The 15,524-nt window shown below is 55.8% G+C and carries 11 protein-coding genes; 3 read left to right on the plus strand and 8 right to left on the minus strand.

The features are described 5' to 3' along the window. Positions 1 to 100: 100 nt before the first annotated feature. The 4 genes from A1WC_RS08610 to A1WC_RS0125290 form a co-directional block, all read right to left on the minus strand. Complete coding sequence (locus A1WC_RS08610) at positions 101 to 1,534, minus strand: capsule assembly Wzi family protein (protein ID WP_016161491.1); 1,434 nt, start codon at positions 1,532 to 1,534, stop codon at positions 101 to 103. 960 nt (positions 1,535 to 2,494) lie between these two features. Continuing rightward, positions 2,495 to 3,121: a phosphatase PAP2 family protein gene (locus A1WC_RS08600; protein WP_016161493.1), complete on the minus strand. Its 627-nt coding sequence runs from the start codon at positions 3,119 to 3,121 to the stop codon at positions 2,495 to 2,497. A gap of 472 nt (positions 3,122 to 3,593) precedes the next feature. Further along, entirely contained in the window at positions 3,594 to 4,490 is an 897-nt protein-coding gene (gene galF, locus A1WC_RS08595; RefSeq protein ID WP_071599427.1) for a UTP--glucose-1-phosphate uridylyltransferase GalF, read from the minus strand. A gap of 356 nt (positions 4,491 to 4,846) precedes the next feature. Next, positions 4,847 to 5,544 (minus strand): IS1 family transposase gene (locus tag A1WC_RS0125290; protein ID WP_228691831.1). Its coding sequence is split into 2 segments (ribosomal slippage): positions 4,847 to 5,295 and positions 5,295 to 5,544, totalling 699 coding nucleotides; the frame shifts between segments, so codons are not numbered across the junction. 133 nt (positions 5,545 to 5,677) lie between these two features. On the opposite strand from A1WC_RS0125290, the gene A1WC_RS08590 reads away from it, so the two are divergent. Then, positions 5,678 to 7,264, plus strand: a complete 1,587-nt coding sequence (locus A1WC_RS08590) for a TerC family protein (protein ID WP_032691431.1) — start codon at positions 5,678 to 5,680, stop codon at positions 7,262 to 7,264. Positions 7,265 to 7,628: 364 nt separating this feature from the next. Here the strand turns inward: A1WC_RS08590 and asmA are convergent, their stop codons facing one another. The 4 genes from asmA to alkA all read right to left on the minus strand — a co-directional run bounded on the left by asmA (position 7,629) and on the right by alkA (position 11,880). Next, the gene (gene asmA, locus A1WC_RS08585) at positions 7,629 to 9,461 is read right to left on the minus strand and encodes an outer membrane assembly protein AsmA (RefSeq protein ID WP_016161497.1); all 1,833 of its coding nucleotides are present in this window, start codon (positions 9,459 to 9,461) and stop codon (positions 7,629 to 7,631) included. Positions 9,462 to 9,488: 27 nt separating this feature from the next. Then, entirely contained in the window at positions 9,489 to 10,070 is a 582-nt protein-coding gene (dcd, locus tag A1WC_RS08580) for a dCTP deaminase (RefSeq protein ID WP_004864592.1), read from the minus strand. 90 nt (positions 10,071 to 10,160) lie between these two features. Next, on the minus strand, positions 10,161 to 10,802 hold the full coding sequence (udk, locus tag A1WC_RS08575; RefSeq protein WP_004864593.1) for a uridine kinase: 642 nt from the start codon (positions 10,800 to 10,802) through the stop codon (positions 10,161 to 10,163). Positions 10,803 to 11,031: 229 nt separating this feature from the next. After that, the gene (gene alkA / locus A1WC_RS08570; RefSeq protein WP_016161498.1) at positions 11,032 to 11,880 is read right to left on the minus strand and encodes a DNA-3-methyladenine glycosylase 2; all 849 of its coding nucleotides are present in this window, start codon (positions 11,878 to 11,880) and stop codon (positions 11,032 to 11,034) included. Positions 11,881 to 12,017: 137 nt separating this feature from the next. Here alkA and yegD point away from each other — a divergent pair, with 137 nt between their 5' ends. Both yegD and A1WC_RS08560 read left to right on the plus strand, forming a co-directional pair. Continuing rightward, on the plus strand, positions 12,018 to 13,370 hold the full coding sequence (gene yegD / locus A1WC_RS08565; protein ID WP_016161499.1) for a molecular chaperone: 1,353 nt from the start codon (positions 12,018 to 12,020) through the stop codon (positions 13,368 to 13,370). A 289-nt stretch (positions 13,371 to 13,659) separates the two neighbouring features. Next, a complete protein-coding gene (locus A1WC_RS08560; RefSeq protein WP_016161500.1) occupies positions 13,660 to 15,516 on the plus strand; it encodes a sensor histidine kinase in 1,857 nt (618 codons plus the stop codon). Positions 15,517 to 15,524: the final 8 nt, after the last annotated feature.

Raw genomic sequence — 15,524 nt, forward strand, 5'->3', positions numbered from 1 at the left:
ATGCCTGAGCTACATATCGTCCACCAGTTTATTCCTGTCTGGCTGCACGCGGAGAATGGTAGGCTAAACTCCATTCTCCTGACTTCCTGTAGCATCTAGCCTATAAACTAAATGGGATCTCGATCCCGGCGCTTGCGCCAACATCATCGCTATCACTATGGTCCGCATTGGTATACCACAGCGACGTATTCAGACGAACGGTCTTATAGACATCCCCGCTCCACCCCAACTGTACACCTTTCAATGTATCGGAGTGCGGGAATGCCTTATTAATTGATTGATCTTTGGGATTCACTTTGGCATAGACCAGACGCGCACTCCAGCGCTGATTATCTTCTGTCACCAGTTCTACTTTACCTGCGAGCAGTTGCCCATCCCCTCCCATGGCATCACCTAGCGGATAGCCCTGTTGATAATAGCCATCTTTGTAAATATGGTGTGTATAACTATAATTAGTCCGGCTCATATTGCTGCGAGTATCATGTGCTTCTACATACCAGTTAACCACATCTTTACCCCAGCCATGATGCCCTTCAATTCCGCCGAGGAACATATTGGCCGAAGGCAGGTAGCCGGATTCATCTTCCCCTATCATCTGGCCGTACAGGCTCACCGGCCAGCCCAGCGTTGGCTCGAGCTTCAGTTTGAAGTCAAATCCCGCCAGCTGGTTACCGGGTTCATTATCCGTCCCGGTATTATCCTTGCCAGTAAAACCATCCCAGAAGCTGCTAAAGGATTGAGGGCGCCCCTCTCCTCCCCACTGCATGATTCGCGAAGCCCCCAGTTCCAGAGACTGGAACGGCGAGAAGGTCAAACGGCCGCCGATAATCTTGGCATGCGGTACTGCGGTATACTGGTTCATCTGGCTGGCGGAAATCTGATACTGCCAGGGGCCAATCCAGCGTAGCCACCAGGTTTCCGGGGCGGTCTGTTCAGCGCGCTGCATCAGAAATCCGGTCATTGGTCTCGCCGCATCCCCGCGGATCAGGCTCCCTTCATAGCCGGGCCCCCACCACTGCGGCATCTGGCCAAACGACAGCCACTGGTTCCAGAACTTCACCGCACCGTACGCGCCGTTGGCATTGAAACGGGAACCATTGCTGATACGCTCACCGCCTTCTACATTGCCCTGCAGATGAACATCCCACCAGTCGCCGCTGTTATTAAAGGCCAGCGATAGCGAATTATCTGCCGGTTGGCTTTGTGCAAAGCCCTGCGGGGTTCCCGGTTGATCGGTAGAGGTGTAGCCGCTGACGCGGAAATCAGCTTTTAATGAGGAAAGCCGCTGATTAATACGCGCCAGCACCACCTGTTCGGAAGAATAGGAGGGTTTGGCCTTTTTTAACACCCGGGTAATCTCTTCCTGACTCAGGGGCCAGGTCGAAAGGCTAAGCTGGATAACTCCCCGGTCAGACAGCCAGGAGAGATCGTTACGCAGTTCGTTATCATTGAGTACCAGACCAGAGGCATAAACCTGCGCACTCACCGATGTCAACAGCCCCAAAGCAAGTGCAAGACGCGCGATTTTCATCATTATACAAGATCCATTTTTAGCCCCGTTTCCGCAAGCTGGCGAGTCATGGGGAATATGAGTTTAGAGAGCGCACGCTGACGCCAGTCGTAGTATGTTTGTTCAGCAGTGATGATGCAATAAGTAGTCCCTTCGAACGTAATCAGCCACGCACTATTTGAATTATCAGTGCCACAGTCAAAACGCCAGCGACGCCCCTCACACCGATCGCCGCCGACCGTGAACATGAGCTATCTCAGGTCAACCAGAGGTATAAAACACTGTTGAGTCAGAAAGAGTGCCGATTATATACCGGTGCTGCAGATAATCATCCGTCGCAACCGGTTTTAGGAATTTAGAACATATAGAAGATGACTGCAGAATTGACGCTGACGGTTTCGATACGCTACCGCCCTTGGCTTAACAGCTACCAATACACTGTACTTCATTTATACATTTTTGCTGGCGCAGCGCCCGCCTGATTATTAGTCACTGACAATATTTTAGCGGAATCAAGTTTACAAGATTCTGCCGGCAAATGGGAGTAAAAATGACAACTATTCGCTTATAAAAACAACCAAATCTTACTACTCCGACAAGCGGACGACATCACAATAAGATTGTTTAATAATATCTCGCTGTTCCAGCCAGCGAAACTTCCTCACGCACCATCGTAAATTAACATCATGTTTTTTAAGGATTTTACTAACAAAATGAACTAACCCTTCAAATTGTCGTCACTTTCGTCAACTACAAAAATTAATACCTTCCATTCACTTTTTATACTTGACAAAGATAATTTAACTTCAGGTATCAGGCGCTGGCTGTCTATTTAGGATTGTTCTCAGCCACGTTATTTCCTGTGCCAGCAAAACATTGCTGCAGAATGTAGTATCAACTATTTATTTCATGAATATGAATGCGTGAGGCCGGGACTAATTCTATTATTTTCGCTGGTCTCATTCATTGTCAGCAGCACACTCATTAAAAATGCTTATGCATATCCGACCGGGTAAAGGGTTTTTCCAGCGGACCAAGCTTGACGGCAATTTCGCCCAGCAGTGACTGGGTCGGCGCTTTAGTGCCAATATTTAGCAACACGACGGGGATGATAATCAGACTGAGCACCCCGCCCCAGGAGAGCTGCGCATCGACGACACGTGATGAATTCCGCTGCAGCAGCAGAAACAGCGCGCTACCACAGGCGCCAAGCAGCAGCCCGGCAATCACTTCCGATGGGGAGTGGGCATGAATCGCCAGACGGGAATACCCCACGAGGCCAGCCAGCAGATACCCCATCACCACGGCAGTCCGGCGTAAAGCAACGCTACCGCGAGTACAGAGCAGCCATAAAAAAATAGGCCAGAAGGCGGTAGATAAAGCGGTATGCCCGCTAAAACCCGTGAAATCTAACTCGCGGATGCCGATGCCCCAGCCCATAAACGCCAGTTTTGATGCACTGACGATGGCGCCGGTAATACCAAACAGCAATCCCCATTGCCAGGCAATCTGTCTGGAAGGCCTGCGCAGAAATAAAACCATGAACACGGCTGCCGCGCTGGGTAACAACACGGTACTATCACCAAAAAAAGAGACCCACTGCCAGTTCATTTATTTTTCATCCTTTGACGATTTTCCAGTTCGCAGCGCCTTTGTCCATGACGTTGGTATGGGCATACACATCCGATAACTTCACATTTTTATGCATGCATCACTGTTGTTTAATGCCTAAGCATGATCTCAGTCAAGTTTTATTTTTTTATGACAGCCAGCGGCAGGCATATTTTTTTAAGAAGATTCCGACTAACTCATTATTAGCAAACATAAAATTATGCTACTCCGACCATTCCATCCAGGAGGGCCAGCACAGCAACCAGATGTCTCTGAAGTCGCTTTTTGTTTACATATTAAGCGTGTTTCAGCAAATCAGCATAACCATCTGATTTATATTGATTAATATTTATCTAAAATAGCCTTATTTAATCTGCAGGGCTGTCTACAGAAGTATGCAACATCGCGGACTTAAGCCACATACTTCTGTAAACCCTACATTTTCACACTTCTGAAATCCGGCAGAGCCTATTTACGCGAGTAACTTCTTAATGCTCTCGCGGAATTTCGTGCCTTCTTTATGGTTACGCAGCCCGTAGTTTACGAAGGCCTGCATATAGCCCATTTTTTTACCGCAGTCGTAGCTATCGCCGGTCATTAACATCGCGTCAACGGGCTGCTTCTTCGCCAGTTCAGCGATCGCATCGGTCAGCTGAATACGGCCCCATGCGCCAGGTTGAGTCCGCTCCAGCTCGGCCCACACATCGGCGGAAAGCACATAGCGTCCTACGGCCATCAGATCGGAATCCAAGGTCTGCGGTTCGTCAGGTTTCTCGATAAACTCAACGATCCGACCAATCTGCCCTTCCACGTTCAGCGGGTCTTTGGTCTGGATCACGGAATACTCCGACAGGTCGCCGTCCATTCTCTTGGCCAGCACCTGGCTGCGCCCGGTTTCATTAAAACGGGCCACCATCGCCGCCAGGTTATAGCGCAGCGGGTCAGCGCTGGCATCGTCCAGCACGATGTCCGGCAGCACCACAACGAACGGGTAATCTCCGACGATCGGGCGCGCGCAGAGAATAGAGTGTCCCAGCCCCAGCGGCTGCGCCTGGCGTACGTTCATGATAGTCACGCCCGGCGGACAGATTGCCTGTACCTCAGCCAGCAGCTGACGTTTAACACGCTGCTCTAGCAGCGCTTCCAGTTCATAGGAGGTATCGAAATGGTTTTCCACGGCATTCTTAGACGAGTGGGTAACCAGTACAATTTCCTTGATACCTGCCGCCACAATCTCGTCGACGATATACTGAACCATTGGCTTATCAACGATTGGCAGCATCTCCTTCGGAATCGCCTTGGTGGCCGGCAACATATGCATCCCCAATCCGGCTACCGGAATAACTGCTTTCAAACTTGCCATTCTCATATCCACCCATATAGTGATAAATCTTCGATACCCGCCTGATTACAGGTTCCCCTGGTATCAATCTATGATATTACCGTTTTGCTATCAGTCCGACTTCCAGCAAAATTCCGAAACTACATGTTTCATCAGAGAATACACTCAAAGTATTAGCTCCGACAGAGCGGTTTAAGAAAATTCTGATGACTCAGGTGTCATATGGCGCACTGCCTCAGGATTTTCCTCTGCACTTTCTTCAACCGCAGGACTTATCGCTGTATTTCCGGCAGAGAATACTGTAGAAGAAACGTTTGGATAATGTGTAAAATACAGAAAAAAAGAGGGTTTATTCCTATGAACACCAGGGCAATGACTCCAATTTACTGGTAGTGTTTTATGTTCAGGTAATGCCCGATGACTTTGTCATGCAGCTCCACCGATTTGGAGAACGACAGGGACTTCCTGCCCAGCCTTGCCAGATGCTGTCTCAGATTCAGGTTGTGTCGCTCAATTCGCTGCGTGTAACGCTTACTGATGACGTGCAGTTTTCCCTTCAGACGTGACTCATACATCGGCCAGCCGTCCGTCATCCATACCACCACGTCAAAAACTGACAGCAGGTTCAGAAGACGCTCCAGTGTGGCCATAGTGCGTTCACCGAAAACGTGGGCTACCACCGCCCTGCGTATCCTGTCATACGCGTAAAACAGCCAGCGCTGACGTGATTTTGCCCCGACGTAGCCCCATTGCTCGTCCATCTCCGCACAGACAATGACATCACTGCCCGGCTGTATCCGGGAGGTTACTGACTGCGGCCTGAGTTTTTTAAATGGCGCAAAATGGTGTTGAGGCCCACGCCCATTAGTCGTGCGGTGGCACGGCAACCGACGCCGTTCATAGCCATATCAATGATTTTCTGGTGTGTACCGGGCTGAGAAGCGGCATAAGTGAAGGTGAGCTGCCATGTTTTACGGCAGTGAGAGCAGAGATAACGATGATGCCCGGCAGTACTTTTGCCATTACGCATCACGCCTTCAGTAGCGGAACAGGAGGGACAGCAGACGGAGACTGAAGCCACGGGAGCACCTCAAAAACACCACTATACACTAGATCAGCAAGTTGGTAGCATTACCAGAATATATTGCAATTTATCGGTCGCTTATCCATGATCGTCGGATAGCACTCTCAGGTAGTATAGGTTTTAGCGAATGATGGAATGGATTGCCGACCCCTCAATTTGGGCCGGTCTCATAACGCTGGTGGTTATAGAGCTGGTCCTCGGTATTGATAACCTCGTTTTTATCGCGATCCTCGCGGAAAAGCTCCCTGCTACTCAGCGTGACCGCGCGCGGGTGATTGGCCTGCTGCTGGCGATGCTGATGCGTCTACTGCTGCTCGCCTCGATCTCCTGGCTGGTCACCCTGACCAAACCGCTGTTCTCCTACCACGATCTCAGCTTTAGCGCGCGAGATTTGATTATGTTGTTTGGCGGGTTATTCCTGCTGTTTAAAGCGACTGTTGAGCTCAATGAGCGACTAGAGGGCAAAGACAGCGATAATCCGGTTCAGCGCAAAAGCGCGAAGTTCTGGGGAGTGGTCGCTCAGATTGTGGTGCTGGATGCCATCTTCTCCCTCGATTCGGTGATCACCGCCGTCGGCATGGTCGACCATCTGGCGGTGATGATGGCAGCGGTAGTTATTGCCATGAGTTTGATGCTGCTCGCCAGCAAAGCGCTGACGCGTTTTGTCAACAGCCACCCGACTATCGTTATTCTCTGTCTGAGCTTCCTGCTGATGATTGGTTTCAGCCTGATTGCCGAAGGGTTTGGATTCCCCATCCCGAAAGGTTATCTGTATGCGGCCATTGGCTTCTCCGTCATCATTGAGTCGCTGAACCAGCTGGCGCTGTTCAACCGCCGTCGCTTCCTCTCCGCCAATCTCACTCTCCGCCAGCGCACAACCGAAGCAGTGATGAATCTACTTAGCGGGTATAAAGAACACGCCGAGCTCAGCAGCGATACGGCCGCGCTGATCGACAGCCAGGCCGATAACCCGCTGTTCAACCCCCAGGAACGCCGGATGATTGAGCGGGTGCTTAATCTCAACCAGCGCACCGTCAGCAGCATTATGACCTCGCGCCATGATATCGAGCATATAGACCTTAGCGCCCCGGAAGAGGAAATTCGCGCCTTGCTGGAGAAAAACCAGCATACCCGACTGGTCGTCACCGGCGGAAATGATGATGAAGATCTGCTCGGCGTGGTTCACGTCATCGACCTGCTACAACAATCGCTGCGTCATGAACCGCTCGACCTGCGCGTCCTGCTTCGTCAGCCGCTGGTGTTCCCTGAGACGCTGCCTCTGTTGCCAGCGCTGGAGCAGTTCCGCCATGCCAGGACCCATTTCGCCTTCGTGGTGGATGAGTTTGGTTCCGTTGAGGGGGTGGTGACCCTGAGCGATGTGATGGAAACCATCGCCGGCAATTTACCCAACGAGGCTGAAGAGATTGATGCCCGCCACGATATCGCGAAAAATCCTGACGGCAGCTGGACCGCTAATGGGCATATGCCGCTGGAAGATTTAGTGCAGTACATTCCCCTGCCGCTCGATGATAAGCGCGAGTATCACACGATTGCCGGTCTGTTGATGGAAAATCTGCAGCATGTCCTCGAAGCGGGAGAAGAGGTGAAAATCGGCGACTACATCGTACGTACGCTGCAGGTCGAGAGCCACCGGGTACAGAAAGTGCAGATTATCCCGCCGCCGCCGCGGGAAGATGAACTGAGCTACGAAGTGTAATCCCCGCAGTCGGTAGATACGCCCCGCTGGCGCTACGCTTACCGGGGCTACAGGGAGAGTCCGCTCAGGTAGCCCGGATAAGGCGGGAAAACCATTGTGGTAACCTTTCAACCTGCATCTGTCCGCTTCCCCGGTGGCACTGCGCTTACCGGGGCTACAGGAAGAGTGCGATCAGGTCGCCCGGATAAGGCGTTCGCGCCGCTATCCGGGAAAACCATTGTGGTAACCTTTCAACCTGCATCTGTCTGCTTCCCCGCTGGCGCTGCGCTTACCGGGGCTACAGGGAGAGTCCGCTCAGGTAGCCCGGATAAGGCATTAGCGCCGCTATCCGGGCCGGTAAAGTCGCTCCACCGGTCAATCCCGGTTAGTGTTTCTCAAGCAACTTCTTCACTTCTTTCCCGTCCTGGCTGTTTTTATTACGTTCAATCCAGTCATTAAGCCGCTGTTTAGCTTCATCCTGCAGCTGTTTACGCAGTACCTGGTCAACCTGCAGACTGTAGCTCAGCGCCTGCCATTTCCCGTAGATACGCAGCGGAATCGCGGTCTGTTTGAGCTTGTCGATAAGCTTGCTTTCGCCTTTCCAGCCGCCCAGCACGCGCACGTTAAAGCGCATATCGCACTCTTCTTTCAGCAAATTCAGGTCGCCCTGCCCGGTCAGCGCCATCATCTCTGATTGCCCCTGCAGGCTATGCAAGGTGACCTGTCCCTGCGCCAGCTGCAGCTCGCTGCTCATGGCATCGAGGCGGGTCGCGTTGTCGTAATTTTCCTGCGCCTGCACATTGGTGCTGCGCTCAACGGCCTGCTGCACGAGCTGCTGGAAGTTAAGCCCTTCGGTGCGGGTATTCGCCATCTGTATCTGCGCATCCCCTTGCCAGCGACGACGGAAATCGTCGGCATCAATTCTTTCGCCGGAGAAATCTCCGCTTAAAGAGAGCTTACCGGTCAGATTGAGCGAATAGTTAAAGGCTTTCAGGATGGTGGCAATCTCAACGTTATCCAGTTTGGGCTGGAAAGAGGCTTGCGAGGTCTCTCCCCGCGCGTCGAGGGTGCCGGGCAACGATATCAGGCCGCCATCCAGTTCGCCCTGAAGCTGGTTGATGGTCAGCAGTCCGAGCTGATTACTGATGTCGCTTTTCACCTGAGTAAAGGTCATCCCACGCCACTGAAGCTGGTCGGCCGTCAGCGCCATATGGGCGGTAAAGCCGCGCAGGCTGTCGTAATCTTCCTGAATATCGCTGTCGGCAATCACCGGGCGCAGCTGCCTCGGCTGGCTGGCGCCAGAGTCCGTCGCCGGTGAACCGTGCGTCAGCAGACTGTCGAGGTCAAGAGTCGTGGCGTGAAGATTGAGATTCCAGTCGGCCCGGTCGCCTAAAATCACGCTGGCGTTGCCGGCAATCGTGCTGCCGTTCGCCGTCAGATTGAGGTTATCGAAGCTTAGCTTTTTCTCGTCCTCCTGCCAGTTCGCCTGCATACTGCCCTGCCCGCTCACCCCGTTAGCCGGCAGCTCGGCGCCGCGCAGCTGCCAGTCGAGCCGGGAGATGTCAGCCTTCAGAGAATGCGGATAGTCACCGCCCTGAACCTCAGCGGTGAAAGAGAGCGCCAGATCGCGCTGTTCGCGGTTGATTCGCCCGGCAAAGTCGAGGGTCGCGTGATGATGTTCATCTTGATCCATCTGCAGACGAATATCGCGCACGGTCACCTGTTCGCCATCTTCATGCTGGAAAAAGAGGACGCTGTCCACCACCTGCAGCTGCCGCACGTCGTAGGACCAGCCGCTGTCTTCCGCCACCAGCGGCAGCGGATTATCATGAGGAACCACCGGCGCATCCTGGCCGCGAACGGCCTCGGTCTTCGGCGTCAGCTGAATGACCGCGCCCTTGAGCATCACCTGTTTGACCTGCAGCTGATGGGAAATCAGCGGCATAAGGGCGACATCGAGACGCATATTGTCCGCGCGCACCACCGGTTCAGCCGCCCCCGGCGCCGTCAGCGTCATGCGGCCGGAAAGAATACTCAGCTGCGGCCAGACGTGCCAGCGCAGCGGGCCATCGAGTTCGAGCTGATAACCGCTACGTTCCGCCACCTTATGCACCATATAGGCACGAAAATCGTTGGGATTGACCAGCAATACCAACGCGGTCAGCCCGGCGACAACCACCGCCAGCAAGATCATCAGCGTCGTCAGAATTCGTCTCATGGCACCCTCAGTACACCGCTTACGTTATCAATCCTTGTCGATTCGGCTCGCCACCGCGCCCTGCTGGTCGCGATATTTGGCGTCTTCACGGCGGTTATAGGGCCGTGCCGCAGGGCCTGACAGCGGTTCAAAACTCAATGCGCCGATCGGCATCCCCGGACGCAGCGCCAGCGGCAGCTTGCCGGAGTTAAAGAACTCGAGCACGATGCAGCCAGACCAGCCGGGATCGATACGGTGAGCAGTGACGTGCACCATCAGCCCCAGACGCGCCAGAGAGGAGCGTCCGTCCAGCCAGCCAACCAGATCGGCCGGTAGCGTCACCGACTCATAGGTCACCGCCAGCGCCAGCTCTCCCGGATGCAGATAGAAGGCTTCGCCTTCCGGCAGCACGATCTCTTCGCTCATCACCCGATCCAGCGCCGCGGTCACTTCCGCTTTTGGCCCGCTCAGATCGATAAAGGGCGCCGTGTGGCCGCGAAACGTGCGGAATTTATTCCCCAGCCGAACGTCTACGGTCGCGCCGTTAATACGTTCAATGGGCGGGCGCGGGCTGATAGATAGCCGCCCCTCATCCAACCAGGCTTCTATATCTCGGTCGCACAGACGCATGAGCTCTCTCCTTTATGGCATCGCGCCCCTACACCTTCCGGGGCTAAGGGCAATTTGGGTTCTCTTTGCACGTTACACAATTCGTCTGTGTTATTCAAAGAACTGGCTGATTTTTGCCTTCAGAATATCAATCGCGATGCGGTTTTTACCGCCGCGAGGCACAATAATGTCGGCATACTGCTTGGAAGGGTCAATAAACTGCAGGAACATCGGACGAACCGTTTTCTGATATTGCGCCATCACCGAGTCCATCGAGCGCCCGCGTTCATTCACATCGCGCTTGATGCGGCGCATCAGGCAGATATCCAGCGGCGTATCAACGAAGATCGAGAAGCTCAGCTCATTGCGCAGGCGAACATCCGTCAGCAATAAAATCCCTTCGAGGATGATCACTTTCTTGGGTTCAATGTGGATCGTTTCCGGCATACGCGTATGTTCAACGTAGCTGTAAACCGGTAATTCAATCGGCTGGCCGCTTTTCAACATCTGCAAATGTTGAAACAGTAAACTGTGATCCATCGAGCTGGGATGGTCATAGTTCGTTTTAACACGCTCTTCCATCGACAAATGACTTTGATCTTTGTAGTAGCTGTCTTCCGGAATAACGCCAATATGTTCATCACCAACCTGTTCACGCAATTCGCGATACAGCGTGCTGGCGATAAGACTTTTTCCCGAAGCCGATGCGCCGGCGATACCTATAATGACGCACTGATGAGACGTATCAGTCATAACTTTTTTGCGACCTGATTAACCTGGATGTATATACACATAACCCTTCGAGCTGCCGCCGCGTGACTCGGCTTGCAGCCTCGCCCCTGTGGGGTTTGTTCAAAACGCTAACGAGTTTTGAGGCGCATCTCGAATAATTTCATGTATTGGAAGGGTGACGTTTGACCGTCAAACGCGGCAATTATAGGGATTTCAGCGCGTCGATACCAGTGATATGCACCCTGCATGGCTATTCCTCAGTCGGCGCCCATCCTTCGCTATACCAGATATGCAACAACGCATAGGAACGCCACGGCTGCCAGCGGCTGGCGTAACGGGCAATGCGCGCCGGGGTCATACCGCTAAACCGCTGCTTAATCAGGTAATCATCCGGCAGAAAAATGTCCTTCGCCTGCCAGCCGCGCAGGGCAAAATAGCTGGCGGTCCAGCGGCCGATACCGGGCAGCGTTTGCAGCTGTTTCATCCCGGCCTCAATGTCGTCCGGCGCCACCAGCGGCAGCTGACCGTCAATCACCGCCTGCGCCAGATGGATCAGGGCCTCGGCGCGCCGCAGCGACATCCCCAGCGCTTTAGGCGCTAACGGATCCGCTCGCGCTAGGCTTTGTGGTTCAGGAAAGAGCCTGTATTCCGGCGCCTCCGCCAGCGTTTCCCCGTAAGCCGCCGCCACTTTTGCCGTCAGCTTCGCCGCCATCGCCACGCTCACCAGCTGCCCCAGCACCGCGCGCACTCCTTGTTCAAAGGCATCAAGCGATCCCGGCATGCGCAGCCCAGGACGCGCACTGGCCAGCACGCCCAGCGTCTGGGCCACCCGATGCGGGTCACAGGCTAAATCAAACAAGCGCGCAACCCGGTCGTGGCATGCATCGGCCACCGGCTGCAGGCCGTCAGATAGGGTTACGCGTAATCCCTGCGCCGTCATATCGGGCTCAACCACGATCAGGCCGCGATGGCCCGCGAGGGAAAAGCTGCGGGTGTAACGCCCCGCGCTGAACGTTTCAATACCCGCCACCGCACGGGCGCGTAGAAAACCGAATATCCATTCCGGGTCGTAGGGGGCGTGCCAGGGTAACAGCGTCATCATTTCTCCTTCTTTAATTGCCTCAATGATAGACGCTCCACGTCCGACATACCTTGCTTTTAAATTCCAGTTGTCGCCGTGGCGGCAATCCGCTAAAGTCGCCCCCCTTCTTCACTGGCATGGGGATTTTTCAGGTCATGTTTATTGGTTTTGACTACGGAACCGCCAACTGTTCGGTTGCCGTAATGCGCGATAACCTTCCGCAATTGTTAACGCTGGAAAACGGCAGCAAGCTGCTGCCATCAATGCTGTCGGCGCCGACCCGCGAAGCGGTCAGCGAATGGCTCTATCGCCATCATGACGTGCCGACCAACGGCGCTGAAAACCAGGCGCTGCTGCGTCGCGCCATCAACTATAACCGCGATGAAGACATCGACGTCCTCGGCAACAGCGTCCAGTTCGGTCTGGCCTCGCTGCATCAATATGTCGACGATCCGGAAGAAGTGTACTTCGTTAAATCCCCGAAATCGTTCCTCGGCGCCAGCGGCCTGAAGCCGCAGCAGGTTGCGCTGTTTGAAGACCTGGTATGCGCCATGATGCTGCATATTAAACAGCAGGCGCAGACCCAGCTTCCGGAGACGATTGACCAGGCGGTAATTGGCCGGCCGATCAACTTCCAGGGGCTGGGCGGCGATGACGCCAATGCCCAGGCGCAGGGGATCCTCGAGCGCGCGGCGAAGCGCGCCGGTTTCCGTGACGTCGTTTTCCAGTTTGAACCGGTTGCCGCCGGGCTGGATTTCGAAGCGACGCTCAGCGAAGAAAAACGCGTACTGGTCGTCGATATCGGCGGCGGCACCACAGACTGTTCGCTGCTGCTGATGGGGCCGCAGTGGCGGCAGAAAGCCGATCGTCAGCAAAGTTTACTCGGCCACAGCGGCTGCCGCGTCGGCGGGAACGATCTCGACATCGCGCTGGCCTTTAAATGCCTGATGCCGCTGCTGGGGATGGGTGGCGAAACTGAAAAAGGGATCGCCTTACCGGTGCTGCCGTGGTGGAACGCCGTGGCGATCAACGATGTGCCGGCGCAAACCGATTTCTACAGCACCGCCAACGGCCGTCTGCTTAACGATCTGCTGCGCAGCGCCCGGGATGCCGACAAGGTGGCTCTGCTGCTGAAGGTCTGGCGCCAGCGTCTCAGCTATCGTCTGGTGCGCAGCGCCGAAGAGAGCAAAATCGCCCTCTCCAGCGCCGCCAGCGTCGAAACCGCGCTGCCGTTTATTCAGGACGAGCTGGCCACCGCCATCGCCCAGCAGGGTCTGGAAGCCGCGCTGGATCAACCGTTGACCCGCATTATGGAACAGGTGCAGCTCGCGCTCGACAGCAGCCAGACCACCCCGGATGTGATCTATCTTACCGGCGGCAGCGCCCGCTCGCCGCTGATCAAAAAGGGGCTGACCGCCCAGCTGCCGGGTATTCCGCTGGCCGGTGGCGATGATTTTGGCTCGGTAACCGCCGGGCTGGCCCGCTGGGCGCAGGTGGTTTTCCGCTAACCCCAGCCCACCGCCGCCGCGCAGCAGGTCTGTCCTGATCCTGCCGATGCAGATTACGCTGGAATATTCCTGGTCTCCCACGCAAAATGGCCTGTTCGTCCGGACAGGCCTGTCCACTCTTCCCCACTTCCGGGGGCGTATTATCCATACCGTAGCCAGATGTCTGCGGTCTGTATCGTTGGCATGCCGCAAGGGGGCGTGATTGAAAAGGGTGTCTGCGATCTTCGCAGCGGTCCGGCGTTGCCGGCCGCGGTTCCTGGCAGGCTGGCTGCTCAGCTGTGGATTACTCTTGCTGCTGGTCGCCCCGCAGGCGCAGGCGGTGACGAGCCAGGTGGGCATTGATATTCCGGTCCAGTGGTACGCGGACGCCAGCGGCCAGATGACCATCGATCGCTTCGCCGCCCTGCCCACAGACCAGCTCGCCACCACCCGGCAGATCCCCTCCTTTGGTTATTCGCGAAAAACCTGGTGGCTGCGCAGCGAGCTGCCGGGAACGTGGTTTGCCGGGGAGCCGCGCTGGCTGCAGCTGGGCCCCTCTTTTGTCGACCATCTGACCATTTACTACCGGCCTCTGGGCAGCGATGCCCCCTGGGAACAGCGCACCTTTGGCGACCGCGACGTCGCCCGCGAGAGCGACCTGCACTACCGGGAAAGCGTGCTGATTATCCCCCCGCCGCCAACCGCCGCTGGCTATGAGGTGGTCTTTCGCCTGCACAGCACCAGCACCCTGATCCTGCTGGCCTCGCTCTCTTCGCCGCAGGAATTTGTGCAGCGGGCGACCGCCGACACCGCTTTCTGGAGCTTCTACTTCGGCCTGGCCGCCGTCGCCAGCGGCGTGGCGCTGTGGCTGGCGCTAGCCCTGCGCCGGCGTCTGCTGTGGGGCATCTGTCTTTTCTCGCTCAATTATCCGCTGGTGGCCGCCCTGCACGGCTTCCCGGAGTGGTTTTTCGGCCACGCGGCGCTGCCGTTCCAGGACTTTATGATCAGCAGCCTCTCCCTGTTCAGCTATGCCACCGCCCTCTGGCTGCACAGCGAGATTTTTGATTTGAAGAAGAATATGCCGCGGCTTCATCAACTACTGATCGCCGCGGTGGTCCTCAACCTGGTGCTGCAGGTCAGTATTCCGCTCGGGTTTTACGGCTTCGCGATGCAGATTGAAGGGGTGATCTTCATCATTATCACCCCGGTGCTGCTGTTCACCTCCTGGTGGCTGTGGCGCAAAAAAGCCATCGACCGTAACACTCTGCTGCTGGGTCTGCTGCCGCCGTTCTACGTCGCCGCCGCGGTGCTGGTGCAGTTGTCTATCCACGGGATAATCCCGTTCCATATGGAGATCTATTCCCTCTGGCAGTATGCGCTGATCGTCCACATCATTACGGTGCTGATCATTGCCATCCTGCGGGTGCGCGCTGAAAACCGCCAGCTGGAGCAGAAGCAGCGCCTGGCGCGTGAGCTGCAGATTGAGCGTGAAGCCAGCTTCCATCAGCGACAGTTTATGGGCATGGTAGCGCACGAATTCCGCACGCCGCTGGCGGTGATCCAGGCAGCGCTGGAAAATCTCCGCCTCTCGGCCGCCTCGGCCAGCCAGGAGGCGCGCTTCGATCGCATCGGGCGCGCCGCCACCCGTCTGGTGCAGCTCACCGATAACTGCCTTGCCGACGCCCGGCTCGCCTCACACGACCTGCACGTCGATCGCCAGCAGACCGCCCTGCTGTCGGTGATCAACATGGCCGCCTCGGTGGTGGCCATCTCCCACGACCATTACCTGAACATCCGCCATCACGGCGCGGTGGAAAGCCCGCAGCTGCAGGCCGATGCCGGCCTGCTGTGCATCGCCATCGCCAATCTGCTGGATAACGCGGTGAAGTATTCGCCCCCCGGTGAAATCGCCATCGATATCCGCTCCGAAGCCGGGCATACCGAGCTGCGCATTCGCGACCACGGCCCGGGCCTGCCCGACGGGCAAGCGGAACTGATCTTTGAGCGCTACCGCCGCGGCGAGCACACGTCGCCGGTGCCGGGCGGCACCGGTCTCGGACTGTATGTTGCGCGTCAGATCGTGCAGGCTCATGATGGCAAACTGTGGCTGGCCGAGCATGGCCCGGACGGCTGCACCTTCATTCTCACCCTCCCCACGGTTGCTTAAGAGGAGAA

The sequence above is a fragment of the Klebsiella sp. KTE92 genome (assembly GCF_000398905.1).
Taxonomy (GTDB): Bacteria; Pseudomonadota; Gammaproteobacteria; order Enterobacterales; family Enterobacteriaceae; genus Klebsiella; species Klebsiella variicola.

Excerpts from the sequence above, each read along its gene's own strand:
- A1WC_RS08610 (WP_016161491.1), bottom strand. The coding sequence starts at position 1,534 with ATGATGAAAATCGCGCGTCTTGCACTTGCTTTGGGGCTGTTGACATCG.
- A1WC_RS08600 (WP_016161493.1), bottom strand. The coding sequence starts at position 3,121 with ATGAACTGGCAGTGGGTCTCTTTTTTTGGTGATAGTACCGTGTTGTTA.
- galF (WP_071599427.1), bottom strand. The coding sequence starts at position 4,490 with ATGAGAATGGCAAGTTTGAAAGCAGTTATTCCGGTAGCCGGATTGGGG.
- A1WC_RS08590 (WP_032691431.1), top strand. The coding sequence starts at position 5,678 with ATGGAATGGATTGCCGACCCCTCAATTTGGGCCGGTCTCATAACGCTG.
- asmA (WP_016161497.1), bottom strand. The coding sequence starts at position 9,461 with ATGAGACGAATTCTGACGACGCTGATGATCTTGCTGGCGGTGGTTGTC.
- dcd (WP_004864592.1), bottom strand. The coding sequence starts at position 10,070 with ATGCGTCTGTGCGACCGAGATATAGAAGCCTGGTTGGATGAGGGGCGG.
- udk (WP_004864593.1), bottom strand. The coding sequence starts at position 10,802 with ATGACTGATACGTCTCATCAGTGCGTCATTATAGGTATCGCCGGCGCA.
- alkA (WP_016161498.1), bottom strand. The coding sequence starts at position 11,880 with ATGACGCTGTTACCCTGGCACGCCCCCTACGACCCGGAATGGATATTC.
- yegD (WP_016161499.1), top strand. The coding sequence starts at position 12,018 with ATGTTTATTGGTTTTGACTACGGAACCGCCAACTGTTCGGTTGCCGTA.